Origin of the sequence: Rhizobium sp. L1K21, from assembly GCF_024055895.1 — a bacterium.
Taxonomy (GTDB): Bacteria; Pseudomonadota; Alphaproteobacteria; order Rhizobiales; family Rhizobiaceae; genus Ensifer_A.
Window position 1 is genome coordinate 1,546,840 of sequence record NZ_JAMXLE010000001.1, and the last position, 23,693, is coordinate 1,570,532.

Below are 23,693 nucleotides of genomic sequence, written 5' to 3' on the forward strand. Positions count from 1 at the left end.
TTTTTATCGGAGTGGCTGATTTATGTGCGGAATTGTCGGAATTGTCGGTAATCAACCGGTTGCGGGTCGTCTGGTGGATGCGCTGCGCAGATTGGAATATCGGGGCTACGATTCCGCCGGTGTTGCCGTGATCGAGAACGGCAAACTCGACCGCCGCCGGGCCGAGGGCAAACTTTTCAATCTTGAGCGCGTTCTCAGCGATTCACCGCTCGATGGCCACACGGGAATTGCGCATACGCGCTGGGCTACGCACGGGGCGCCCACTGAGGACAATGCCCATCCGCATTTTGTGGATGGCGTCGCTATTGTTCACAACGGTATCATTGAGAACTTCTCCGAATTGCGCGACGAACTGATCGCTGATGGCGCAAAGTTTTCATCACAGACGGATACCGAAGTTGTCGCTCAGCTGGTCGCGCGCGAGCTGCGCAACGGCGTTGAGAAAAAGGCAGCCGTCCAATCTGTTCTTTCCCGGCTCAAAGGTGCATATGCCATCGCGCTGATGTTTGCAGACGATGCCGATACGATCATGGCGGCTCGCTCCGGTCCGCCACTGGCAATCGGCCATGGCAAGGACGAAATGTTCCTGGGTTCGGACGCAATCGCGCTTGCCCCGTTTACCAACCAGATTACCTACCTGCAGGACGGCGACTGGGCGATCCTGCACCGTCACGGCGCAGAAATTCTGGACTTCGATGGCAACAAGGTTGATCGCCAGAAGCAGATTTCCACGGCTGCGACTTTCCTTGTCGACAAAGGCAATCACCGGCACTTCATGGAAAAAGAAATCTATGACCAGCCGGAAGTGGTGTCACACGCGCTGGCGCAATATGTGAATTTCAATACCGGTCTGGTGCGTGATATCGCCTCCTCGATCGACTTTACGAAGATGCCGAGCCTTGCGATTTCGGCTTGTGGGACAGCCTACCTTGCAGGACTGGTTTCAAAATACTGGTTTGAACGGCTAGCCAGATTACCTGTCGAAATCGACGTCGCATCGGAATTTCGTTATCGTGAGATACCGCTGCCTGCCGAAGCAGGAGCGCTTTTCATTTCGCAATCGGGCGAAACAGCTGATACGCTGGCGTCCTTGCGATATTGCAAAGACAACGGTCTAAACATTGGCGCTGTTGTCAATACGGTGGAATCGACGATTGCGCGCGAATCCGATGCCATTTTTCCCATTATGGCAGGTCCGGAAATCGGTGTGGCTTCCACCAAGGCATTTACCTGCCAGTTGACTGTGTTGGCTGCTTTGGCAATTGGAGCCGCGCGGTCGCGCGGTCACATTGATGAAAAGCAGGAAGCGGAACTTGTGCATCATCTTGTCGAAATGCCCCGCATGATGAGCACGGTGTTGAATGATATTCAGCCGCAAATCGAAGAGCTCGCCCGTGAACTCTCGAAATTCAAAGACGTACTCTACCTCGGCCGCGGCACCTCGTTCCCGCTTGCTTTGGAAGGGGCTCTGAAGCTCAAGGAAATCTCCTACATCCATGCCGAAGGTTATGCCGCGGGGGAATTGAAGCACGGGCCGATTGCGCTGATCGACGAGGAGATGCCGGTCATCGTGATTGCGCCGCATGATCGCTTCTTTGAAAAGACCGTTTCCAATATGCAGGAAGTTGCAGCGCGGGGCGGTCGCATCATCTTTATCACCGATGAGGCCGGCGCTGCAGCATCAAACCTCGAAACCATGGCGACGATTGTGCTTCCCAATGTCGATGAAATCATTTCACCGATGATTTTTGCTTTGCCGATTCAGCTTTTAGCCTATCATGCGGCTGTCTTCATGGGCACTGATGTCGATCAGCCGCGCAATTTGGCGAAGTCGGTGACAGTCGAATAATTTTGAAACGTTTTTTGAGGTGGGAAATGCTAAAGCACACTATTTTGTCGACGATCTTACTTTTGGCCACTGTCTCGGCTGCCAATAGCGGTGATTTTTCGATGTCCTTTGACTGGGGCAACCTGAAGAAATGCACGTCGGGAAATCCGAATACAGTTCCCAATCCGGTGTTCAAGCTGAAGAATGTACCCGAAGGAACCAATTGGATCTATTTCAGAATGAAGGATCGCAATGTTCCCTCCTACAATCACGGCGGAGGATGGGTTCAATATAGCGGCAAAGACACGATCTCACCCGGTGCATTCAAGTACAAGTCGCCTTGCCCGCCGAGCGGCAGCCATACCTATGAGTGGACGGCATCCGCAAAGGGCAAGAAGTCCTCTTTTGGTGGAACCATTGCGACCGCAAAGGCGTCGAGAGACTATCCCTAAGTCTGCGGCTGACAATCGCATTTCATTCGTGACCTAATGACAATCAGGGTGCACTGCAATATAGTCTGGCTCAGTGATTTGATCCGCCTCAAAGCGGGTCGATTTGAGCCAGATTTCAAGGATTGGTCCGCAAACCCGAATGGATGACGAAAAGCCCGAACGCCCGAAATTTGCAGCACGGTTGAGAAACAATTTCCTGACGGGATTGATCATCTGTGCGCCCATTGCAATTACGATATGGTTGACCTGGTCGGTTATCCAATGGGCTGACAGTTGGGTCACGCCCTATATCCCCTATGAGTTGACGCCCCAGGAATATCTGCCCTTTGCTGTGCCGGGACTAGGACTTCTGGTCGCGGTCATCCTGATTACAACCGTCGGATTTCTGGCCAAGAACTTGATCGGGCGTTCGATCGTCAATTTCGGCGAGTCCATTCTGCACCGGACACCGCTTGTGCGCTCGATCTATAAGGGTCTGAAGCAGATTTTCGAATCTGTGCTCAACGACCAATCGAATTCGTTCCGCCAGGTCGGATTGATCGAGTTTCCATCACCGGGCAGCTGGACGCTCGCCTTCATTTCGTCTGACGTGAAAGGCGAGATTGCAGAAAAACTCTCCGATGCCGGTGAAGACATCGTCAGCGTGTTTGTTCCGCCGACACCGGTACCCACGGCCGGGTTTCTGCTGTTCGTGCCCCGTTCTAAAATCCGCCTTCTGGATATGTCGGTGGAAGACGCCACCAAATACCTCATTTCCGGTGGTTTGGTGACGCCGGAGTTCAATCCGAAAACTATCCAGCCCTGAGAAAGCGGATCGCCTCGTCACGCCGGTGGAGGTAAAGTAGCGTTCTGAGCGCTTTGCCGCGTTCGCTTTCCAGGTTTTCATCTCTTTCGGTCATCAGCGCGGCGTCCTTGCGGGCAATTTCCAGAAGATCGCCATGCGCCTCCAAGCTCGCCAGTTGAAAGCCGGGCGTGCCGGATTGCCGGGTTCCCAGGAGCTCGCCTTCTCCACGCAAACGCAGGTCTTCTTCAGCGATGACAAAGCCATCCTCCGTGTCGCGCATGATTTTCAGCCTTGCCTGGCCATTTTCACTGATTGGTGACTTGTAGACGAGAATACACGTGGAAGCCTCCGTTCCGCGGCCCACCCGCCCGCGCAACTGGTGGAGCTGCGCAAGCCCGAAGCGTTCTGCATGCTCGATGACCATGATCGAAGCGTCCGGTACGTCCACGCCCACTTCAATAACTGTGGTCGCCACAAGGAGGCGGGTGTCGCCATTTTTGAAGGCGAGCATGGCCGCATCCTTTTCGGTGGCTGACATACGGCCATGCACAAGCCCGATCGCCTTGCCGAATTCTCGCTGCAAAAGCTCGAAGCGTTTTTCGGCGGGCATGAGGTCAGATACATCCGATTCCTCGACCAAGGGGCAAATCCAATAGGCCTTGCGTCCCTCTGCGATCGCCGCTTTCAATCTGGCGACGACGTCACCAAGACGTTCGAGCGGGACGATGGCTGTGGTCACCGGTTGGCGACCTGCCGGTTTTTCGGTCAGGCGGGAGACATCCATATCGCCGAACGCTGCCAGGACCAAAGTGCGCGGGATAGGGGTGGCGGTCATCACGAGCATGTGGGGTGCTGCACCCTTTGCCGTGAGTGACAAGCGCTGGTGGACGCCGAAGCGGTGTTGCTCATCGACAATGGCGAGCCGCAATTTGTGATAACTTACATTGTCCTGGAACAGTGCATGCGTGCCGATAATCATCTGGGCCTCGCCGGAGGCAATGCGGGCGGTAATTTCCTCACGCTCGCGCCCCTTGTTGCGGCCGGTCAGGATTTCCACCCCAATTCCGGCAGCCGCAGTCATCCTGGTGATGGTTTCAAAATGCTGCCGCGCCAGGATTTCGGTTGGCGCCATTAAAACGGCTTGTCCGCCATCTTCGACAACCGCCGCCATGGCCATCAAGGCAACGGCAGTTTTACCGGAGCCGACGTCACCTTGAAGAAGGCGCAACATCCGGTCATTGCCAGCCATGTCTTTCACGATGGCTGCCACGGCGTCCTCCTGACTTCCGGTGAGCGAGAAGGGCAGGGCTTGGCGTATTCTGGCCGACAAATTGCCCGTCGCGTGAACGGGAATGCCTGCGGCTTTTCTCAGTTTTCGCCGCACCAGGGTCAGTGAAATCTGGCCTGCCAGAAATTCGTCATAGGCGAGCCTTCGACGGGCGGGTGTCTGCAGATCGGCATCGGCCGCATCACGCGGAAAATGCAGCTGCATGACGCTTTCGTGAAAGGATGGAAAGCTCTGGCGACGAATGAGTTCCGGATCGAGCCATTCTGATAGCTCCGGAGCGCGTTCTGTTGCCGCGATGATGGCTTTTCTCAGCGCTTTTGGAGCCAGGCCGCCGGTGAGCGGGTAAACCGGCTCGACCAAGGGCATCTCCTCTTCCTTGTCGACCGTGGTCACGTAGTCCGGGTGAACCATGGAGGCGCGGCCATTGAACCAATCGATCTTGCCGCTCACGATGACCTCTTCGCCTATGGGCAAAGATTTCTCCAGCCATTGGGCCTTGCCGCGAAAATAGACCAGGGACAGTTCACCGGTGTCATCGTGAATGAAGACGCGATAGGGAACCTGGCTCTTGCCGCGCGGTGGCGGCTGATGCCGATCCACATGTCCTCTGATGGTGACAATGCCGCCTTGCGGGGACAGGGCTATACCCGGCTGATGTCTGCGATCGATGACCGAATGGGGCAGGTGAAACAGAAGATCGACAACGCGGCAATCCTCCACACTTTCGCGCCCCAGCAGGCGCGCGTAAAAGTCGCCCGTTCGCGGTCCGATACCGGGCAGTGTGGACAGGGGGGCAAAAAGCGGATCAAGAACAGAGGGGCGCATGCGGGCAACTCTTTCCAGAAATTACCGCTTTGGCAAGGCTGACAAGCCGATTTCAAGTGTTTATAGAGAGCCATCCAAATCAAGTCCGAGCGAATTTTCATGACCGGCCTCAACCGCACAAGTGCTGACCTTTCACCTCGCCGCAAGCGCATGCTTTACCGCGCCTGGCATCGTGGCATACGTGAAATGGACCTGATCCTCGGGCAATATGCCGAGGCCGAAATTGGCACGCTGTCTGAAGCGGAACTCGACCATCTGGAAGACATCATGTCTGAAGAAGACGGCGATCTGATCAAATGGATCAACGGCGAGAAGCCGGTGCCTGAGCGGTTCCGGACACCGATGTTTGAAAAGATCGCCAGTTATCGCCCGGATTTTTCGCCGGTCAAGGATGAGCATTCAGGCAAACCGGAATGATTGCAGGATTTGATGCGAAAACCATGCTGAGTGTCGAAAGCGCTCTGACGGTCTCCAATGTGCCGGCCGGTGCTGAGGCTCTGTTGTTGGCGGACATGGCCAGACAAGGAACGCCTGTCGCCTATGTTCTTTCGGACGGACAGCGCATCGCTGATCTCGAACAGCTTCTTTCCTTTGCTGCACCTGATATCCCGGTTTTGCGCCTGCCGGGCTGGGATTGTTTGCCCTATGACCGCGTGTCACCGAGTGCCGACATTTCGGCGCAACGGCTGTCCGCCATGGCGTCACTGGTTGCCCATCAGAAAAAGCCACATGCCGCGATCGTACTTTTGACGGCCAATGCGCTGCTGCAGAAAATGCCGCCGCGGTCTGCCATTGAAGCCATGGCGTTTTCGGCTAAACCGGGCATGCTGATACGCATGGAGGAGATTGCCGCGCGTTTGGAGCGCAACGGTTTCGAGCGTGTTGCGACCGTGCGCGAGGTGGGAGAATTCGCCGTACGGGGCGGCATTCTTGATGTCTTTGTTCCCGGTGACGACGAGCCGGTTCGGCTGGATTTTTTCGGCGACACGCTTGAGACCATCCGGCATTTCGATCCCGCGAGCCAGCGCACGACAGGGCAGGCTAAGTCGCTCGACCTGAACCCAATGAGCGAAGTGAACCTGACGTCGGAAGCGATCAGCCGTTTCCGGACGAACTATCTGTCACTTTTTGGTGCCGCCACGCGGGACGATGCGCTTTATCAGGCGATATCGGAAGGTCGCCGCTATGCCGGCATGGAGCATTGGCTGCCGCTCTTCTTCGAAAAACTCGAAACCGTCTTCGACTATCTCTCTGCCTTCCGTATCGTTAGGGACCATACGTTAAGTGAGGGGCTTCAGGAGCGGCAGAAGCTTATTCTTGATTACTACGAGGCACGCAAGATTGCGGGCGACGGCGGCAAAGGCCAGGTCGGGCAAGGCACACCTTATAAGCCGGTGCCGCCCAGCATGCTCTATCTGAATGCGGATGAAGCGGTGTCAACACTGGATAAGGTGAATGCCATCCGCTTCACGCCTTTTGCGGAGGAGGCGCTTGCAGGCCGCGGCGTGGTCACGCTTGATGCGCATGCAGGCCCACGCTGGGCGCGGGTCGCCGGTCTTGAAGAAGAGCGCAAGGCCGAGCGAGTGAATGTCTTTGATATTGCCGTCAAGCACATTGCCGACAAACGCGCCGAAGGTAAAAAGGTCATCATTTCCGGCTGGTCGGAAGGGTCGCTCGATCGTCTTCTCCAGGTGCTGAACGAGCATGGGCTGGAGCGTATTAGGCCGATCTCTGCGCTCAGGGACCTGAACACGCTGAACAAGGGCGAGGCAGCGTCTGCCGTTCTGAGCATTGAAGGCGGCTTTGAGAGCGGCGACCTCGTTATCGTCGGCGAACAGGATATTCTGGGTGACCGGATGGTTCGCCGTTCGCGCCGCCGCAAGCGCGATTCGGATTATATCTCGGAGGTTTCCGGCCTCGACGAAGGCAGTATCGTGGTCCATGCCGAGCATGGCATTGGCCGCTTTGTCGGTCTGCGCACCATTGAGGCGGCCGGCGCGCCCCATGCCTGCCTCGAGCTTCAATATGCCGACAACGCCAAGCTTTTTCTGCCGGTAGAGAATATCGATCTTCTCTCGCGCTATGGCTCCGACATATCGGATGCGCAGCTGGACAAGCTCGGTGGCGTCGCCTGGCAGGCGCGCAAGGCGAAGCTGAAAAAACGCCTGCTCGACATGGCCGATGCGCTCATCAAGATTGCTGCCGAGCGCGCGACGCGTCACGCAGAGCCGCTCGTTGCGCCCGAGGGCGTCTACGACGAATTTGCGGCCCGGTTCCCCTATGAGGAAACGGAAGACCAGATGAACGCCATTGAGGCGGTTCGTGAGGATTTGGGCGCGGGTAAGCCGATGGACCGGCTGGTATGCGGCGACGTCGGTTTCGGCAAGACCGAAGTGGCGCTTCGTGCTGCTTTTCTGGCGGCCATGAACGGCGTACAGGTCGCTGTTGTCGTTCCGACCACGCTCCTGGCGCGTCAGCATTTCAAGACCTTCAGCGAGCGTTTCCGCGGACTTCCGATCCGTGTTGCCCAGGCATCGCGCCTTGTGTCGGCCAAGGAATTGAGTCTTACCAAAGGTGAACTGGAAAGCGGAAAACTCGATATCGTCGTCGGCACGCATGCGCTGTTGGGTAATTCGATCAAGTTTGCCAATCTAGGCCTCTTGATCATCGATGAAGAGCAGCATTTCGGTGTGAAACACAAGGAGAGACTGAAAGAGCTGAAGTCGGATGTGCATGTTCTGACCCTGTCTGCCACGCCGATACCGCGCACGCTGCAACTGGCGATGACGGGGGTTCGCGAATTGTCTTTGATCACCACCGCGCCGGTTGATCGCATGGCTGTGCGTACGTTCATTTCGCCCTTCGACGGTTTGGTGATCCGCGAAACGCTGATGCGGGAGCACTATCGCGGTGGCCAGAGCTTCTATGTCTGCCCACGCGTTTCCGATCTGAGCGAAGTTCATGACTTTCTAAAGGAGAATGTGCCGGAACTGAAAGTGGCCATCGCGCACGGCCAGATGGCGGCAAGCGAACTCGACGACGTGATGACTGCCTTTTACGAAGGGCAGTATGACGTGCTGCTTTCGACGACGATTGTCGAATCCGGTCTCGATGTGCCAACGGCAAATACGCTCGTGGTTCACCGCGCCGATATGTTCGGGCTTGCGCAGCTTTATCAGATCCGCGGGCGCGTCGGTCGCTCCAAGGTTCGCGCCTATGCGCTCCTCACCTTACCCGTCAACAAAAAGCTGACCGCCACCGCCGAGCGTCGTCTGAAAGTTCTTCAGTCTCTTGATTCGCTCGGCGCAGGTTTCCAGCTTGCCAGCCACGATCTCGATATGCGGGGCGCCGGCAATCTGCTTGGTGAAGAACAGTCGGGACACATCAAGGAAGTCGGTTTTGAACTCTACCAGCAGATGCTGGAAGAGGCGGTTTCGGAAATGCGCGGCGTGGAAGAGGTTCACGACAGTGGGTGGTCGCCGCAGATTTCAGTTGGAACACCGGTGATGATACCGGAGAACTATGTTCCAGACCTCCATCTTCGTCTTGGGCTTTACCGGCGTTTGGGGGATATCAGCGATGCTGCCGATATCGATGCCTTCGGCGCGGAGATGATCGACCGTTTCGGTCCCTTGCCGACCGAGCTCCAACATCTCCTGAAGATTGTCTTTGTGAAGGGGCTTTGCCGCAAAGCCAATGTGGAGAAGCTGGAGGCAGGTCCAAAGGGCGTTGTGGTGCAGTTTAGAAACAAGGAGTTTCCCAACCCCGCCGGACTCGTGGATTATATTTCCCGGCAGGGTACACTCGCCAAGATCAGAGCCGATCACAGCGTTTTCCTGATGCGCGATCTTCCGACACCGGAAAAGCGGCTGAATGCCGCTGCGGTTGTCATCAAGCAGCTGTCAGACCTCGTCACCGCAGCGTAAGATTTACGCGGACGGCTGGGCGTTTTCAGACGCAATCGAGAGCAGTGCGCCAGCCAGCGTCTCGGGCATTTGCGCGCCACTGATTGCGTATTTCTGATTGACGATGAAGCAGGGAACGCCGCTCACACCCATGCGCTGAGCGGCCTCTATCTCCTCGCGCACCGTATCCTTGTCCGCATCCGAAGCGAGAAGGCGTTCAACCACCTCCTTCTCCATGCCGGCTTCTACGGCGAGCCGCGTCAGCACCGTATGATCGCCAAGGAATTGGCCCTCTTCGAAATTCGCCTTGAAAAGGAGGGCGGCCAATCGGTTTTGCACCTCCGGACCCAAAGCCTGTGCCCAGTGCAGCAGCCGATGTGCATCAAGTGTGTTGGGCGTCAGCTTAATGGCATCGAAATCATAGGCAAGGCCGACTTCGCGGCCGAGGTCGGCAATCTGCTGATGCGCGCGCTCGACATTTTCCCGACCGCCGAATTTCTCCGCCAGCCGCGCGTGATGATCAACGCCTTCAGCCGGTGTTTCAGGATCAAGCTGAAAAGGCCGCCATACGACCTGCACATTGACCTGGTCTGCGGTGAGTTCCAATGCTTTTTCCAGCCGCGCCTTGCCCAGGTAGCACCAGGGGCAAACCACGTCTGACACAACATCGATCGTTATCGTATTCAAAACATTATCCTATTCTGCTCTGGAATCCCACCATACCGGCAATTGGTAGCCGTAAAGTGGCAGCTTTTCGGGGTGGTGTATATATGCCCAATGGGCGACCCACTGTTCACCAATATGGTATAATGGGACCACATAATGGCGCGACATCAAAAGGCGGTCGAAGGCGCGAACGGCGGTCTGGAATTCATCTTCCTCGCGTGCATTCACAATTGTTTCGATCAGACGGTCAACTGCGGGATCGGCAACGCCCGCGAAATTGTCGGTGCCAGGCCGATCCCTGCCGGCGGAACCCCATCGCCACGCTTGTTCTGCACCAGGGGATAGTGACGATGTGTAGGCTTTGACGATCACGTCGTAATCATATTCCTGCGTGCGCTTCTGATAGGAGGAGTCGTCCACGGTGCGGATTTTGACATCTATTCCGATCGCCGCCAAAGTCCGCTGGAAGGGGATGGAAAACCGCTCCTGATCGGCGTTTTGCGTCATGATTTCAAAGGCGAGCTGCTTTCCATCCGGGCCGACCATCTTGTTGCCTTGAATGGTGTAGCCGGCTTCCTTCAGTGTATCGACGACCTGGCGCAATATCTTGCGATCGCGCCCGGAGCCATCTGTCACCGGCTGCTTGTATGTCCCGTCGAGGTATTCCGGGTCCATCGTCTTGGCCGCATCGCCCAGAAGCTTCCGCTCAGCGTCGCTGGCTGGAACGCCAAAGCTTGAGAGATCGGAGTTCTGCCAGAAGCTTTGCGTGCGTGTATAGGCATTGTTGTAGAGGTTCTTGTTGGCCCATTCGAAATCGTAGGCCAAAGAAAGTGCTTCGCGCAGCTTTTCGTTGTCGAAAGGCTTGCGGCGGGTGTTGAAGACAAAACCCAGCATGCCGGAGGGGACCTGCGGATTGAAAGTCTCCTTCACCACATCTCCGCTTGTTGCGGCCGGAAAGTTGTAGGCTTCGGCCCATTTGCCGGGATTGCCTTCCAGGTAGACATCCACTTCGCCCTTCTTGAAAGCTTCGAAAAGAGCTGTTTCCTGAAGGTAGTAGTTCACCTGTATCTCGTCATAATTGTCAAAGCCGACCTTGGCGGGAATGTCTTTGCCCCAATAATCTTTGCGCCGCTCATAGACGATCTTTTCGCCGGGCTTGATTTCCTTGATTGCGTAAGGGCCGGAACCAACAATGGGTGTGAGGCCCGAGTTTTCGAAGGTATCGGGATCAATCGCATGTTTGGGCAGTACCGGCGACAAGGCCAGGATCAGGGGGAACTCGCGGTCGGCGGTGTCATTGAAGGTGAAGCGCACGCTGTTTTCGCCGACCTTCTCCATCGTTTTCACGCGGGCAAGCCGTGTTGAATAGGGCGCACGACCGTGGTCGCGCAGCAGTTCGAACGTGAAGATGACATCGTCCGCCGTCACCGGCTTGCCGTCCGCCCATTTTGCCTGCGGGTCGATGTTGAACTGGATATAGGTTCTCTCCGGGTCCCATTCCACGCTCTTGGCGAGCAGACCATACATGGTGAACGGTTCATCGCGCGAGCGCTGCATGAGCGCCTCGAAATAGAGGTTGCCGAAGCCGGGATCCCACATGCCGCGCGCTGTCGTGCGCATGCTCTTCAGGACAAACGGGTTGAGACTGTCAAAATTGCCGACAACACCATAGGTGATGCGGCCACCCTTGGGTGCATCCGGATTGGCGTATGGAAAGTGTGTGTAGTCAGCCGGCAGAGCAGGGGCGCCATGCATGGCAATGCCATGCAACGGTTCAGCGACCGAAATCTGGCAAAGCGCAAATAGCGCAAAAAGGCTGACGATGAGTTTCTTCAAGACGGTCTCCCGGGCTCAGGCATGCGATTCACTGGCTACGCTATCACGAACGTGAAGACGCTTGCAGGTTTTGCGCAATAATCAAATGAATGAGCCCAATTTTGGCCTGCGCGTGTAAATTCTTGATCGCGGCGGGTGGATTTCGAAACGGGGGCGATGTAACAGGAGTTACTTTTCAGCAGGTCATCTAATCGCCTCAATTGATCGGCAGTGAGCGCGCTGATATGACCTCGATTAAACAGAATACTGTTTTGTCAGACACCGGGAGATAGATACCGATATGAAACTCGTTGCCAAGACCGCAAAATACGGCGTACTCGGCTTTGCCGCGATGGCGATTGCCGGAACGGCTGGCTATGCACCAGCATCCGCGCAGGAGGCTGTGCCTCAGGTGCCCCAAGGCTGGTTCAAGGTTTGCTCCAAGCAGGAAGATAACGACGTCTGCGTTGTGCAGAACTTGACGCAGGCCAGCAATGGTCAGCTTCTGACTGCCGTCGGTCTCATCACCGTGACCGGCAAGATCAATCGCCAGCTGTTCCAGGTATCTGTCCCATCCGCACGTGCCATTCCTCCGGGCATCACCATGCAGATCGATGGCGGAAAACCAACGAAGCTCGATTACGCCGTTTGCATGCCAGACAAGTGCGTTGCCGAAGCGCCGATGACAGACGGGATGATTGCGAACCTGAAGAAGGGCGGAGAGGTGGTCTTCACGTCCGTGAACTTCCAACGTGCGCCCAACCCGATCAAGATTTCGCTTGAAGGCTTTACATCTGCCTTTGACGGTCCGCCGGTTGAGCAGTCCAAGCTTGAAGAAACCCAGCGACAGCTGCAGGAAAAAACGCTCAAGGAAGCCGAAGAGCGTCGCAAGAAGCTGGAAGACGCACAGAACGCAGCCAAGCAGGGCAACTAAGTCGCTCAGCTAACGCAGAATTCGACACAAAAAGCCCGGTCAGTTGAACGCTGACCGGGCTTTTTTGCTCAACCTTACATCGCATGTTCAATGCGCGGTGATGGCCTTTGGCCTGTAAAAGCCGTGTTGCACCTGCTCGAACGCATGTGCAACCTGTGGATGCCGCAGCGGCACACCGCTTTCATCCGGAAGCAGGTTCTGTTCCGACACGTATGCCACATACTCCGTCTCCGCGTTTTCCGCGAGAAGATGGTAAAATGGCTGATCCTTGCGTGGACGGATTTCCTCGGGAATGGAATTCCACCATTCATCCGTGTTTGCATATTCCGGGTCCACATCGAAAATAACGCCCCGGAAAGGGAACACACGATGCCGGACAACCTGACCAATCTGAAATTTTGCCTGACCCTGTTTCATGGAAACATCCTTTCAGGGGATATTTGGGGTTATTTTACCAAACATCAAGGGGGCTATATTGTTCCGCGCACAATTTGTGACGGCGTTGTGACAAGCGGTCATCAAAAAAGGCGGCACATAAGCACCGCCTTCTTCTTCGTTTTCCGGATAAGGGCGTAAGCCCTTAAACCGAATAATACATTTCGAACTCGACCGGGTGCGGCGTCATTTCGAAACGTGCAACTTCTTCCATCTTCAACTCGATATAGGCATCGATCTGATCATCGTCGAAGACGCCACCAGCTGTCAGGAACTTGCGATCCTTGTCGAGGCTTTCCAGGGCTTCGCGCAGCGAACCGCTGACCGTCGGAATCTTCTTCAGTTCTTTCGGCGGCAGATCGTAGAGATCCTTGTCCATCGCCTTGCCGGGATGGATCTTATTCTTGATGCCGTCAAGACCGGCCATCAGCATGGCTGCGAAGGCGAGGTACGAATTGGCTGTCGGATCGGGGAAGCGAACTTCAACGCGCTTTGCCTTCGGCGAAGAACCGAACGGAATGCGGCAAGATGCCGAGCGGTTGCGCGCGGAATAGGCCAGAAGCACAGGCGCTTCATAACCCGGTACCAGACGCTTGTAGGAGTTGGTAGACGGGTTTGAAAAGGCGTTGATCGCCTTGGCATGCTTGATAATGCCGCCGATATAGTAAAGGCAGCTTTCAGAAAGGCCCGCATATTCATCACCTGCAAAGGTCGGCTTGCCGTCTTTCCAGATGGACTGGTGAACGTGCATGCCGGAACCATTGTCGCCGAAGACCGGCTTGGGCATGAAAGTTGCGGTCTTTCCATAAGCATTGGCGACCTGATGCACGACGTATTTGTAAATCTGCACCTTGTCGGCGTTGCGCACCAGCGTGTCAAACTTCACGCCGAGCTCGTGCTGGGCGGAAGCCACTTCGTGGTGATGCTTTTCGACGACAACACCCATTTCAGCGAGAATTGTCAGCATTTCGGAGCGCATGTCCTGAATGCTGTCGATCGGCGGAACCGGGAAATAGCCACCCTTGACGCGCGGGCGATGGCCAAGGTTGCCGGTTTCGTAGTCGGCGTCGTCGTTGATCGGCAGTTCCGTCGAATCGAGCTTGAAGCCGGTATTGTAGGGATCGGCCTTGTAACGGACGTCGTCAAACACGAAGAATTCAGGCTCAGGACCAAAAAAGGCCGTATCGCCAATTCCGGATGCCTTGAGATAGGCTTCGGCCTTCTTAGCGGTACCACGGGGATCGCGGTTGTAGGATTCTCCGGAGATCGGGTCGAGAATATCGCAGACGATCACCATCGTGGATTGCGCAAAGAAGGGGTCCATATGCGCAGTCTCAGTATCCGGCATGAGGACCATGTCTGATTCATTGATCGCCTTCCATCCTGCGATCGACGATCCGTCAAACATGACACCATCGGTGAACATGTCCTCGTCCACGCAGCTGACATCCATTGTCAGGTGCTGCAGCTTGCCACGCGGATCCGTGAAGCGCAGGTCTACGAATTTGACATCGTCATCCTTGATCTGTTTGAGAATGTCTTTTGCGGTAGCCATGTCTTATGTCCCTATTCTTTTTGCGGGTGTTTCCTCTGGCCCCAAGCAAATTGGGGTGCAAACGTATAAAATGTCAGATCGCATCCACGCCGGTTTCACCGGTTCTAATGCGAATGACCTCTTCAACATCCGAGACGAAGATTTTTCCGTCTCCGATACGCCCGGTCTGGGCTGCCTTGCGAATGGCCTCGATAACCGCTTCCGCATTTTCGTCGGCCAATACAACCTCAACTTTGACCTTCGGCAGAAAGTCGACGACGTATTCAGCGCCGCGATAGAGTTCGGTATGCCCCTTCTGGCGACCAAAGCCCTTGGCTTCCGTCACTGTGATGCCTTGCAGACCGACTTCCTGAAGGGCTTCTTTCACTTCGTCGAGTTTGAATGGTTTAATGATCGCTTCGATCTTTTTCATAAGAAAATAACTCTCTGCTTCTCCCGTTGCAGCGGTCTATTCCGCTGGCCCACCTCATGCAGGTATCATGCCAATTTTCCGGGCAGGTTCAAGAATTTGATAGGATTAATCCTCTTATCCGCAAGCTTTGTCGCCGCTTTGGGCGTCCAAACCGCTTTATTTCCTCTTCGCCGTCTCGACGAACTCCCCGTGGTCTGAAACCGATTTCGTTCATGAAAGGCATAGCCTGTCTTTTGGCGCTCTTCAAGCGCATATGCGCTATGCAAATGCCCATAATTTAACCACAAATCTGCATCTTGCCATGGCCGCAAGCTTGGACGCATAGTAACTCACCATGACCCATTTGAATCACCTCCTGCTTGAGCCGGCAACCATGAATGCTGTGGACAGGGCGGCGGCGGATAGCGGTATTGATATGTGGCGGATGATGGAGAATGCGGGGGCGGCAATTGCCTCAACTGCGCTCCGTGAATATCCGCAGGCAAAGCGCTACGTTGTTTTGTGCGGCCCCGGCAACAACGGCGGCGATGGCTATGTGGCTGCACATTTTCTGCATTCATCCGGTGCTGTTGTCGGTGTCTATCGCTTTGGTCCTTCCCCAAACCGCGGCGACGCGGGCAGGGCTACAGCGCTTTGGGCCCGCACTGTGGAGCCAATCGAAGCCTACGAGCCCGACGAGGGCGATGTGATCATCGACGCATTGTTCGGGGCAGGGCTGGCTCGTCCTCTCGATTCCATGCTCAACGCCTTGATCGACAGATGCGATGCAGCAGCATTGCCGGTGATATCGGCGGATTTGCCTAGCGGAATTGACGGGCGGACAGGCCGGTTTCCCGCGGGATCTGGTCAGAATGCTCGCGCGTTTCGAGCCTCCCACACGGTTACTTTCATGACCAATAAGCCGGGACATGTCCTTCTGCCGGGGCGGGAATATTGCGGAACAGTCGCGTTGTTCGACATTGGGATCCCGAAACGTGTCGTCCTGTCCCGCGACCAGGCGATGCGCATCAATGAACCAGAACTGTGGAAGAGCTCTCTCCGCCAAGCCTCAGCAAGTGATCACAAATATAAGCGTGGACATCTTTGCGTCTTTGGGGGACCTGCAACTGCGACGGGCGCGGCTCGCCTTTCTGCCGAGGCTGCGCTCAAGATGGGTGCTGGAGCAGTCACGCTTCTCGCCCCTCGCGAAGCACTTCACGTCAATGCCGCACATCTGACGGCGGTGATGCTCAAGGAATCCTCAAACGAAACTGTTGAGTCGCTGGTCCAAGACAAGAGAACCAGCGCATTCGTTCTCGGTCCGGGCTTCGGCGTGGGCGATGAGACGTGTCACCTGGCTCTGGCCTTGGCTGAAAAGCCGCTGGTGCTGGATGCTGACGGAATTTCTTCGTTTTCATCGAACCCGGAGACACTCTTTGCAAGACTGAAACAGAGCGCTTGCCAAACCATACTGACCCCACATGAAGGTGAGTTCTCCAGATTGTTCGCGGACCTGGCTGACGATGAAACGCTCTCGAAGATCGACCGCGCGAAAAGTGCGGCGAAACGTTCAAACGCGGTCATCATCTATAAGGGGGCGGATACCGTTGTGGCCGCACCGGACGGGCGCGCCTATGCAAATATCAACGGTCCACCGTGGCTGGCGACTGCGGGCTCAGGCGATGTGCTGGCGGGAATGTGTGGCGCATTGCTGGCGCAGGGCGTTTCCACCTTTGAGGCGGCCGCGGCAGCCGTTTGGCTTCATGCTGATACCGCCCGCACTTTGGGACCTGGCCTGACCGCGGAAACGCTCGCTTCGGCTGTCAGACCGTACCAGGCTCGCGCAGAATAATTGCTTTCGCGGTTTCGCCTGCTTTCAGCGGCGGCGCAAACGGAGGTCGGATAATCAGACAGCCGGATTGAGCCAGGATTTTCATCATGGATGAATCCTGCTTGTCGAAAGGCTCGGCCAGCAAAGCGCCGTCTTCACGCAGTGTCAGTGTCGCCCGCAGGTGATCACGGCGTTTGTCGTTTTCGGCAAGATCGCGGGTCACGATCACATCTGCCTCGTTTGAAGCATCAGGCCGGTGCGCCATCTTGCGCAAGACCGGTTGCATGAAGAGGAGCGCGCAGACAAGCGATGAAACAGGATTTCCCGGAAGCCCGAGAACGGAAACAGCATCCAGCTTGCCGGCCATCAGCGGTTTGCCGGGACGCATAGCCAGCCGCCAGAAATCAAGTTCCATACCGGCTGTTTTCAGCGCTTTTTGAACCAGGTCATGGTCGCCGACCGACGCACCGCCCAATGTGACGAGCATATCGACATTCGCCGCGCGCGCTTCGGCAATGCCTGCCGCCAGCGCATCCATACGGTCGGGAATAATTCCCAGATCCAGGACGTCTGCACCGGCCTCGCGCGCCAGCGCGCCGATCGCAAAATTGTTGGAAGCGACAATCTGGTCCGGTTTCGGCGTATTGCCAGGCGCGACGAGTTCATCGCCCGTTGCCATGATTGCGACCTTGGGACGACGGTAAACTTCGAGCGTTGCGTGGTTCATGGCAGCAGCAACCATCAAGCGGGATGCATCAAGCTGCATGCCTTTGTGCAAGACGATTTCACCCTCTGCAAAATCCTGTCCACGCGGACGGATGTGCCGTCCCAGCGATGGCTGAAAGGTTGCAGCCAATGTGCCGTCGTCGTTGAAAGCCGCATCTTCCTGCAACAGGACGGTATCGGCACCTTGCGGAACTGGAGCACCGGTAAATATCCGCACCGCTTGGCCTTCGCTGACCGTGCCGGAAAACGCTTTGCCGGCTGCGGATTCGCCGATGACTTTCAGGGGCTTGCCGCTGACAACATCTGCATGACGCAATGCATAACCATCCATCGCCGAAGCGTTGAAAGGTGGCTGTGTCAGGCGGGCTGAGACGGGCGCTGCCAAAATCCGCCCATGCGCAAGAGCAAGCGAAAGGGATTCGGTCTCTGAAACAGGCTTTGCCGCACGTAAAAGCCTTACGAGCGCATCTTCGACCGGCAACAATGGCATTGGCTCAACCATCGTTTTCCAGCCTGTAATGGCCTGATTTTCCGCCGGTTTTTTCGACCAGGCGAATCGATCCGATTTCCATCGCTTTGTCGACAGCCTTGGCCATATCGTAAATTGTCAGGCAGGTGACGGAGACGGCTGTCAGCGCTTCCATTTCAACGCCCGTCTTGCCGCTCAGCTTTGCCATGGCTTCCACGCGAAGGCCGGGCAGCTGGTCATCATACTCGATATCGACGGAAACCTTGGTAAGCATCAGTGGATGACAAAGTGGAATAAGGTCAGACGTCTTTTTGGCTGCCATAATGCCGGCGATACGCGCCGTGCCGATAACGTCGCCTTTTTTTGCCGAACCATCCTTGATCAGTTGCAGGGTTTCCGGCTTCATCTTGATGAAGCCTTCGGCAATGGCCGTGCGCTCCGTCTCCGACTTTGCGCCGACATCGACCATGTTGGCCGCGCCGCTTTCGTCCAGATGGGTCAGACGATCGCCACTCATTCGGCGGCCTGTTCTGAGGCGACACCACTCAGCAGACGCTTTGTCGCTGCAGTGACATCTGACTGCCGCATGAGGCTTTCCCCGACGAGAAAACTGGTGATGCCGCAGGCGCTCAATCGTTTACAGTCGTCGTTGGTGAAAATGCCGCTTTCGCCGACCAGAAGACGGCCTTCGGGAACCATTTCCGCAAGCTCTTCCGATACACCGAGGCTGACTTCAAAGGTACGCAGGTTGCGGTTGTTGATGCCCACCAGCGGGGATGATAGCGCAAGCGCGCGCTCCATTTCCTCGCGATCATGGACCTCGATCAGCACATCCATGCCGAGAGAAAATGCGGTCTCTTCCAGCCGTTTAGCCTCGTCGTCAGCCAGACTTGCCATAATGATGAGGATAGCGTCGGCACCCCATGCGCGCGCTTCGTACACCTGGTAGGGTTCGAACATGAAATCCTTGCGCAGCGCAGGCAACAAACACGCATCGCGCGCCGCCGACAGAAATTCCGGCGCGCCCTGAAAGCTCGGCCTGTCCGTCAAAACAGAAAGGCACGCAGCGCCGCCTTCTTCATAGGCGCGGGCAAGGGCAGGGGGATCGAAATCCTCGCGGATAAGGCCCTTTGAAGGACTTGCCTTCTTGATCTCGGCAATGAGCCCGAACGCGCCGGCATCTTGCTTTTGCTTCAAGGCATTGTAAAAGCCGCGCGCCGGTGTTTGGTCCTTGGCAATGGCGACAAGCTCTTGCAAGGGCAGGTTTGCCTTGGCAGCCGCAATTTCTTCACGCTTATAGGCTTCGATCTTACGCAGAATATCAGTCATCGTTCAACCTTAGCGCTCTTCTTATGAATTGGAAACGGCGACAAGTCTTTCGAGCGCTGATGCGGCAGCGCCTCTTTCCAGCGATTCCGTCGCCAACGCCATGCCACCGGCAATGTCAGAGGTTTTTCCGGCGACAACCAGAGAGGCTGCGGCATTGGCAAGCGCGATATCGCGGTAGGCATTTTTTGCACCTGCCAGCACGGCGCGCAGTGCTTTTGCATTTTCTTCGCCATTGCCACCGCGAACATCTTCCAGTTTCGCCGGAGCGACATCGAAATCGGCCGGAGTGAGTTTGAAGGTTCGGATTTTGCCATCTTCCAGGGCAGCAACCTCCGTCGAGCCCGTCGTCGTGATCTCATCCATGCCTTCGCCGTGCACGACCCATACGCTTTCTGAGCCCAGATCCTTCATCACCTCGGCAATCGGCAGAAGCCATTGGGGGGCGAAAACGCCGATCAACTGACGCCGGACACCGGCGGGGTTGGAAAGGGGGCCAAGCAGATTGTAGATCGTGCGTGTGCCAAGCTCGACGCGGCTTGGGCCGACATGGCGCATGGCAGAGTGATGCGATTGCGCAAACATGAATCCGATGCCGGCCTCCGTAATGCAGCGCGAAATCTGCTCTGGTCCGATATCGAGCTTCACACCCAGTGCCGTCAGCGCATCGGCAGCGCCTGAAGCTGAGCTCAATGCGCGATTGCCGTGTTTTGCGACCGGTACGCCGGCCCCGGCTACGATGAGAGCAGCCAGGGTCGAAATATTGTAGGTTTTCATGCCGTCGCCGCCGGTACCGACGATATCGACCGCGTCGGCGGGTGCCTTCACCTTCAACATCTTGTTCCGCATCACGCCGACCGCGCCCGCGATTTCGGAAACGGTTTCACCGCGCACCCGCAGCGCCATCAAAAATCCGCCGATCTGCGATGGGGTCGCATCGCCCGACATCATGATATTGAAGGCTTCTGCCGATTCCTGCCGGTTCAGCGGCTCGCCATTGGCAACCTTTGCAATGAAATGTTTGAAATCAGCCATCATTCCCCCGATTGCGATATTTTAGCGAACCATGGCTTGCTGAGCCAGCGTCTGATTGATCTGCACACCATATGTTGCCTGCAGTTTGGAGACCATCTGATCCAGGATGTCGTCGCCAGCAGCCTGTGCGAGGCGTTCCACCTGGCCATTGTCAGCACTCAGTGCATCAACACTAGCGCCTTCGCCCGTGGATTTTACAACCAGCACCAATTGTGCAGAACCGTCGGCGCTCGGCGCTGTCGCGGCGTGGCCTTCAGGTCCACCATAGGCACCTGCGACGGCTTCGTTTCCAAACACAGCATCGGCAGAGCCCGAGCGCTTCAGATTGGACTTTGTGTTGACCGGCAGGGCCAGCTCGGTTGCAACCTCTTCAAGGCTCTTACCGCCCTTGACGTCTTGAAGGACCGCCTGAGCCTTGGCTTTCAAGGCATCGGCCGTTGCTTCAGCTTTCCAGTCGGCAAGGACTTTGTCCTTTACCTCATCAAGTGTTCGGTCGCGATCCGGCGTGATCGAATCGACCTCAAACCACAGGTAACCTTCGCGACCGATATCGATCGGCAAAGCTTCGACGCCTGGATCGGTGTCGAAAACGGAGGTCAGCAGTTTCCGCTCTTCAGGAAGATCGGCAACTTTCTTTCCGCTCATGTCTTCACCGTTTTCGTCGATATCGCTGATTTTCACAGGCGTCAGGCGAAGCTGCTTTGCAGCCTCGGCCAATGTTGCGCCGCCGGCGCGGGCATCTTCATAGGCATCGTGAACATTGAGAATTTCATCGGCTGCCAGATTGAGCGCGATATCCTTGCGGATTTCATCCTTCACTTCGTCATAAGACTTTGTGTTTTCCGGCTTGATATCTGTGGCCCGCAAGATCACCGGACCAAAGGTTCCATCGACCACCGGGCTTGTGCCGCCGTTTTCGCTTATTGCAAAAGCGGCATCGGCGGTCTTCTTGTCAGGGAAGGTGGCCGGCGTGAAGTTACCCAGATTGACATCCTTTTCGGTCTTGCCGTTTTCCTTCACCAGCTCGTCAAAGGTTGCTTCACCGGAGGCAAGCTTGGCAGCAGCATCATCGGCCGCTGCCTTATCGGCGAAGCTCAGCTGATCAATGGTGCGGCTGGCAGGCGTGGAATAGCGATCCTTGTTCTTTTCATAATCGGCCTTCACCTCGCTCTCGGCCACCGCGTTCACATCCATGATGTCGGAAGGCTCGAGCTTGAGATAGGTGAACGTGCGGTATTCCGGCGCGCGATACTCCTTCTTATGCTCTTCAAACCATTTGGAAAGCACGTCGTCGGAAGGTGCTGCAATCGGATCGATGTTGGCGGAGGAAAGAACGATGTAGTCCACATCGCGAACCTGGTTCTGATATTCCTTCAGCGCGGACGAGAGGGCTGCCGGCGGCTCAAAACCATTGGCCACGGCATCAACGATCTGGCTGCGAACAGCAACCTTGGACTGGCTCTTGATATAGTCTTCTTCATTGAGACCGGCGTTGCGCAAGGCGTTGGCAAAGACCGTGCGGTCGAAACGACCACTGGGCGCCCGAAACGCCGGCTCTTCGGCAATGATCTGTGCGAGACGCTCTTCAGAAAGGCCGAGGTTCATATCGTCCGCAAGCTGATCAAGTGCAGCACCCGCGGCCAATTGGGCAAAAACCTGACGGTCTACACCGAAAGCGCGTGCCTGTTCGGTCGTCAGGCGCGTCCCGAGCTGACGCGACAGCAGCGCGAGCTGACGTTCGTAATTGAGGCGGAATTCCGGTGCATCAACGGTCTGATCGCCCACGGTGACAACCGCTGTCGACGGACTGGAAACAAGAGAACTCGAAATACCCCATACGCCGAAGGAGGCGACCAGAAGCACGAAAAAGAACTTGGCGATCCATGTCTGCGCGCCGCGGCGCAAAAGGTCCATCATTTGAACAGTTTCCTCAGATTCCATTGTGCAGCGCGCTGGCGCTTGTCTTTAGTTACGGCCTCATTAAATGAATTTTTTCCAGAAATGAAGGCGGGCAGGGGAATTTGATCACTCAAGGTGCGCAGATCGTGCCGAGAAGAGAATAGGTCTTGCAAAAGCGCGACGATTCGCGCATGTAGGCGCCAACGGATGGGTGGCCGAGCGGTTTAAGGCACCGGTCTTGAAAACCGGCGTGCGGGAGACCGTACCGTGGGTTCGAATCCCACCCCATCCGCCACTTTTCGTCCGTTCGGCAGCGCATAAGACGTTGCATTTTTTGACCCAAGAACAACAGCAAACACCTCCGTGCGCGACCTCGCGTCGACCCACCGGCAAATTGTCTTGGATGAAACACGCCATCCGGTTAGGTTTTGCTGGACGAATCTCTTGATTTTGAACGGCGACATTTATGGATCAACCGGACATCGCAATCATTCTGCCCTGTTACAATGAAGGGCGGTCTATCAGAAAGGTCGTAAGCGACTTCAAGGCGGCTTTACCGGACGCCCGCGTCTACGTTTTCGATAACAACTCCAAAGACGATACACGGGCGGAAGCCGAGGCTGCCGGGGCGATAGTCCGTAGCGTTCGCGCGCAAGGGAAGGGCAATGTTCTTCGTCAGGCGTTCTCGCTTCTTGACGCCGATATCTATGTGATGGCCGATGGCGATGGCACCTATGATGCCGCGGCGGCTCCCGATCTCGTGCGCGAATTGATTGAAAACGATATGGACATGGTGGTCGGCGTTCGCCGCCATGAACAATCGAACGCCTATCGAAGCGGTCATGTGCTGGGCAACCGGCTGTTCAACTGGTTTGTCGGCAATCTCTTTGAAACCAAGCTTTCGGACATTTTTTCAGGCTATCGTGTGCTGTCGAGGCCATTCGTCAAGTCGCTTCCGGCGCTTGCCGAAGGGTTCGAGACGGAAACGGAGATGACATTGCATGCCATTGAATTGCGCCTGCCTGTCAGCGAGGTGGAAACGCGCTACGGGGCGCGGGCGGAGGGCGATACCAGCAAACTCAACACCTATCGCGATGGTTTGCGGATTTTGCTCTATCTGTTTCGGGTCATGAAGCAGATCAGGCCCTTCTACCTTTTCAATGTCATCGCTGGCTTTTTCGTCGCGATCTCGCTCGGGCTCGGTGTTCCCGTGATCATCGAATTTCTTATAACGGATCAGGTGGCGCGCTTTCCAACCGCCATTGCGGCATCCGGCGTGATGATCATTGGCTTCATCAGTTTTATGACCGGCATTCTGCTCGACAATGTGGCGCATGCGCATCGCGAGCAAAAACGCCTTGCCTATCTTTCAGTTCAGCGAACAAAGCCTTTAGTCAGCAAGCCCGTTGTGAGTGACTGATCGGGCAGTCCTTCGCCTTTTTGGTGTATGTCTCGTATGTCGTCGCGTTACCTGGCCTGTTCTATGCCGGCAAAAACATTTTACTTCTCCGAGGAACCCAGATGAGAGT

The 23,693-nt window shown here is 56.1% G+C and carries 19 protein-coding genes and 1 tRNA gene; 9 read left to right on the top strand and 11 right to left on the bottom strand.

What is annotated here, in order from left to right; genetic code table 11:
- The first annotated feature begins 22 nt into the window (after positions 1 to 22).
- From glmS to NHF56_RS07410, 3 genes are all read left to right on the top strand, one after another.
- A complete protein-coding gene (glmS, locus tag NHF56_RS07400; RefSeq protein WP_252802979.1) occupies positions 23 to 1,849 on the top strand; it encodes a glutamine--fructose-6-phosphate transaminase (isomerizing) in 1,827 nt (608 codons plus the stop codon).
- A 101-nt stretch (positions 1,850 to 1,950) separates the two neighbouring features.
- Positions 1,951 to 2,280 carry a phospholipid-binding protein gene (locus tag NHF56_RS07405; RefSeq protein WP_252802982.1) on the top strand — a complete coding sequence of 110 codons (330 nt, stop codon included), beginning with the start codon at positions 1,951 to 1,953 and terminating at the stop codon, positions 2,278 to 2,280.
- 139 nt (positions 2,281 to 2,419) lie between these two features.
- On the top strand, positions 2,420 to 3,085 hold the full coding sequence (locus NHF56_RS07410; RefSeq protein ID WP_252802984.1) for a DUF502 domain-containing protein: 666 nt from the start codon (positions 2,420 to 2,422) through the stop codon (positions 3,083 to 3,085).
- Here NHF56_RS07410 and recG read toward each other — a convergent pair.
- Entirely contained in the window at positions 3,072 to 5,177 is a 2,106-nt protein-coding gene (recG, locus tag NHF56_RS07415; RefSeq protein WP_252802986.1) for an ATP-dependent DNA helicase RecG, read from the bottom strand. The two genes, NHF56_RS07410 and recG, sit on opposite strands and share 14 nt — an antisense overlap.
- Before the next feature lie 99 nt (positions 5,178 to 5,276).
- Between recG and NHF56_RS07420 the strand changes: the two genes are divergently transcribed.
- Together NHF56_RS07420 and mfd are read left to right on the top strand one after the other, a co-directional pair.
- Positions 5,277 to 5,594, top strand: a complete 318-nt coding sequence (locus NHF56_RS07420; protein WP_252802988.1) for a succinate dehydrogenase assembly factor 2 — start codon at positions 5,277 to 5,279, stop codon at positions 5,592 to 5,594.
- Positions 5,591 to 9,103 carry a transcription-repair coupling factor gene (gene mfd, locus NHF56_RS07425; RefSeq protein WP_252802990.1) on the top strand — a complete coding sequence of 1,171 codons (3,513 nt, stop codon included), beginning with the start codon at positions 5,591 to 5,593 and terminating at the stop codon, positions 9,101 to 9,103. The genes NHF56_RS07420 and mfd overlap by 4 nt, the downstream gene beginning before the upstream one ends.
- A gap of 3 nt (positions 9,104 to 9,106) precedes the next feature.
- Here mfd and NHF56_RS07430 read toward each other — a convergent pair whose 3' ends face one another.
- Positions 9,107 to 9,769, bottom strand: coding sequence for a DsbA family oxidoreductase (locus NHF56_RS07430; RefSeq protein ID WP_252802992.1), 663 nt, complete (start codon positions 9,767 to 9,769; stop codon positions 9,107 to 9,109).
- 9 nt (positions 9,770 to 9,778) lie between these two features.
- Positions 9,779 to 11,584, bottom strand: a complete 1,806-nt coding sequence (locus NHF56_RS07435) for an extracellular solute-binding protein (RefSeq protein ID WP_252802995.1) — start codon at positions 11,582 to 11,584, stop codon at positions 9,779 to 9,781.
- A 280-nt stretch (positions 11,585 to 11,864) separates the two neighbouring features.
- Here NHF56_RS07435 and NHF56_RS07440 point away from each other — a divergent pair, with 280 nt between their 5' ends.
- Positions 11,865 to 12,497: an invasion associated locus B family protein gene (locus NHF56_RS07440; RefSeq protein ID WP_373456262.1), complete on the top strand. Its 633-nt coding sequence runs from the start codon at positions 11,865 to 11,867 to the stop codon at positions 12,495 to 12,497.
- Between the two features lie 87 nt (positions 12,498 to 12,584).
- On the opposite strand, the gene hspQ is transcribed toward NHF56_RS07440, so the two are convergent.
- The 3 genes from hspQ to NHF56_RS07455 form a co-directional block, all read right to left on the bottom strand.
- Positions 12,585 to 12,914, bottom strand: coding sequence for a heat shock protein HspQ (hspQ, locus tag NHF56_RS07445; protein ID WP_252802997.1), 330 nt, complete (start codon positions 12,912 to 12,914; stop codon positions 12,585 to 12,587).
- Between the two features lie 163 nt (positions 12,915 to 13,077).
- On the bottom strand, positions 13,078 to 14,487 hold the full coding sequence (gene glnA / locus NHF56_RS07450; RefSeq protein ID WP_252802999.1) for a type I glutamate--ammonia ligase: 1,410 nt from the start codon (positions 14,485 to 14,487) through the stop codon (positions 13,078 to 13,080).
- 73 nt (positions 14,488 to 14,560) lie between these two features.
- Positions 14,561 to 14,899 carry a P-II family nitrogen regulator gene (locus NHF56_RS07455; RefSeq protein WP_252803001.1) on the bottom strand — a complete coding sequence of 113 codons (339 nt, stop codon included), beginning with the start codon at positions 14,897 to 14,899 and terminating at the stop codon, positions 14,561 to 14,563.
- Between the two features lie 334 nt (positions 14,900 to 15,233).
- Here NHF56_RS07455 and NHF56_RS07460 point away from each other — a divergent pair, with 334 nt between their 5' ends.
- A complete protein-coding gene (locus tag NHF56_RS07460; protein WP_252803003.1) occupies positions 15,234 to 16,730 on the top strand; it encodes an NAD(P)H-hydrate dehydratase in 1,497 nt (498 codons plus the stop codon).
- Here the strand turns inward: NHF56_RS07460 and glp are convergent.
- The 5 genes from glp to NHF56_RS07485 are packed head-to-tail and all read right to left on the bottom strand — an operon-like array spanning position 16,702 to position 22,182.
- Positions 16,702 to 17,925, bottom strand: coding sequence for a gephyrin-like molybdotransferase Glp (gene glp / locus NHF56_RS07465; protein WP_252804904.1), 1,224 nt, complete (start codon positions 17,923 to 17,925; stop codon positions 16,702 to 16,704). The genes NHF56_RS07460 and glp overlap by 29 nt on opposite strands.
- 4 nt (positions 17,926 to 17,929) lie before the next feature.
- Positions 17,930 to 18,421: a cyclic pyranopterin monophosphate synthase MoaC gene (gene moaC / locus NHF56_RS07470; RefSeq protein WP_252803006.1), complete on the bottom strand. Its 492-nt coding sequence runs from the start codon at positions 18,419 to 18,421 to the stop codon at positions 17,930 to 17,932.
- Entirely contained in the window at positions 18,418 to 19,233 is an 816-nt protein-coding gene (gene trpC / locus NHF56_RS07475) for an indole-3-glycerol phosphate synthase TrpC (protein ID WP_252803008.1), read from the bottom strand. Before trpC ends, moaC begins: the two co-directional genes overlap by 4 nt.
- Positions 19,234 to 19,254: 21 nt before the next feature.
- Positions 19,255 to 20,265, bottom strand: a complete 1,011-nt coding sequence (gene trpD, locus NHF56_RS07480; protein ID WP_252803010.1) for an anthranilate phosphoribosyltransferase — start codon at positions 20,263 to 20,265, stop codon at positions 19,255 to 19,257.
- A 21-nt stretch (positions 20,266 to 20,286) separates the two neighbouring features.
- On the bottom strand, positions 20,287 to 22,182 hold the full coding sequence (locus NHF56_RS07485) for a peptidylprolyl isomerase (protein WP_252803012.1): 1,896 nt from the start codon (positions 22,180 to 22,182) through the stop codon (positions 20,287 to 20,289).
- A gap of 187 nt (positions 22,183 to 22,369) precedes the next feature.
- Here NHF56_RS07485 and NHF56_RS07490 point away from each other — a divergent pair.
- Positions 22,370 to 22,459: transfer RNA gene (locus NHF56_RS07490), tRNA-Ser, on the top strand.
- A 171-nt stretch (positions 22,460 to 22,630) separates the two neighbouring features.
- The gene (locus tag NHF56_RS07495; RefSeq protein ID WP_252803014.1) at positions 22,631 to 23,584 is read left to right on the top strand and encodes a glycosyltransferase; all 954 of its coding nucleotides are present in this window, start codon (positions 22,631 to 22,633) and stop codon (positions 23,582 to 23,584) included.
- Positions 23,585 to 23,693: the final 109 nt, after the last annotated feature.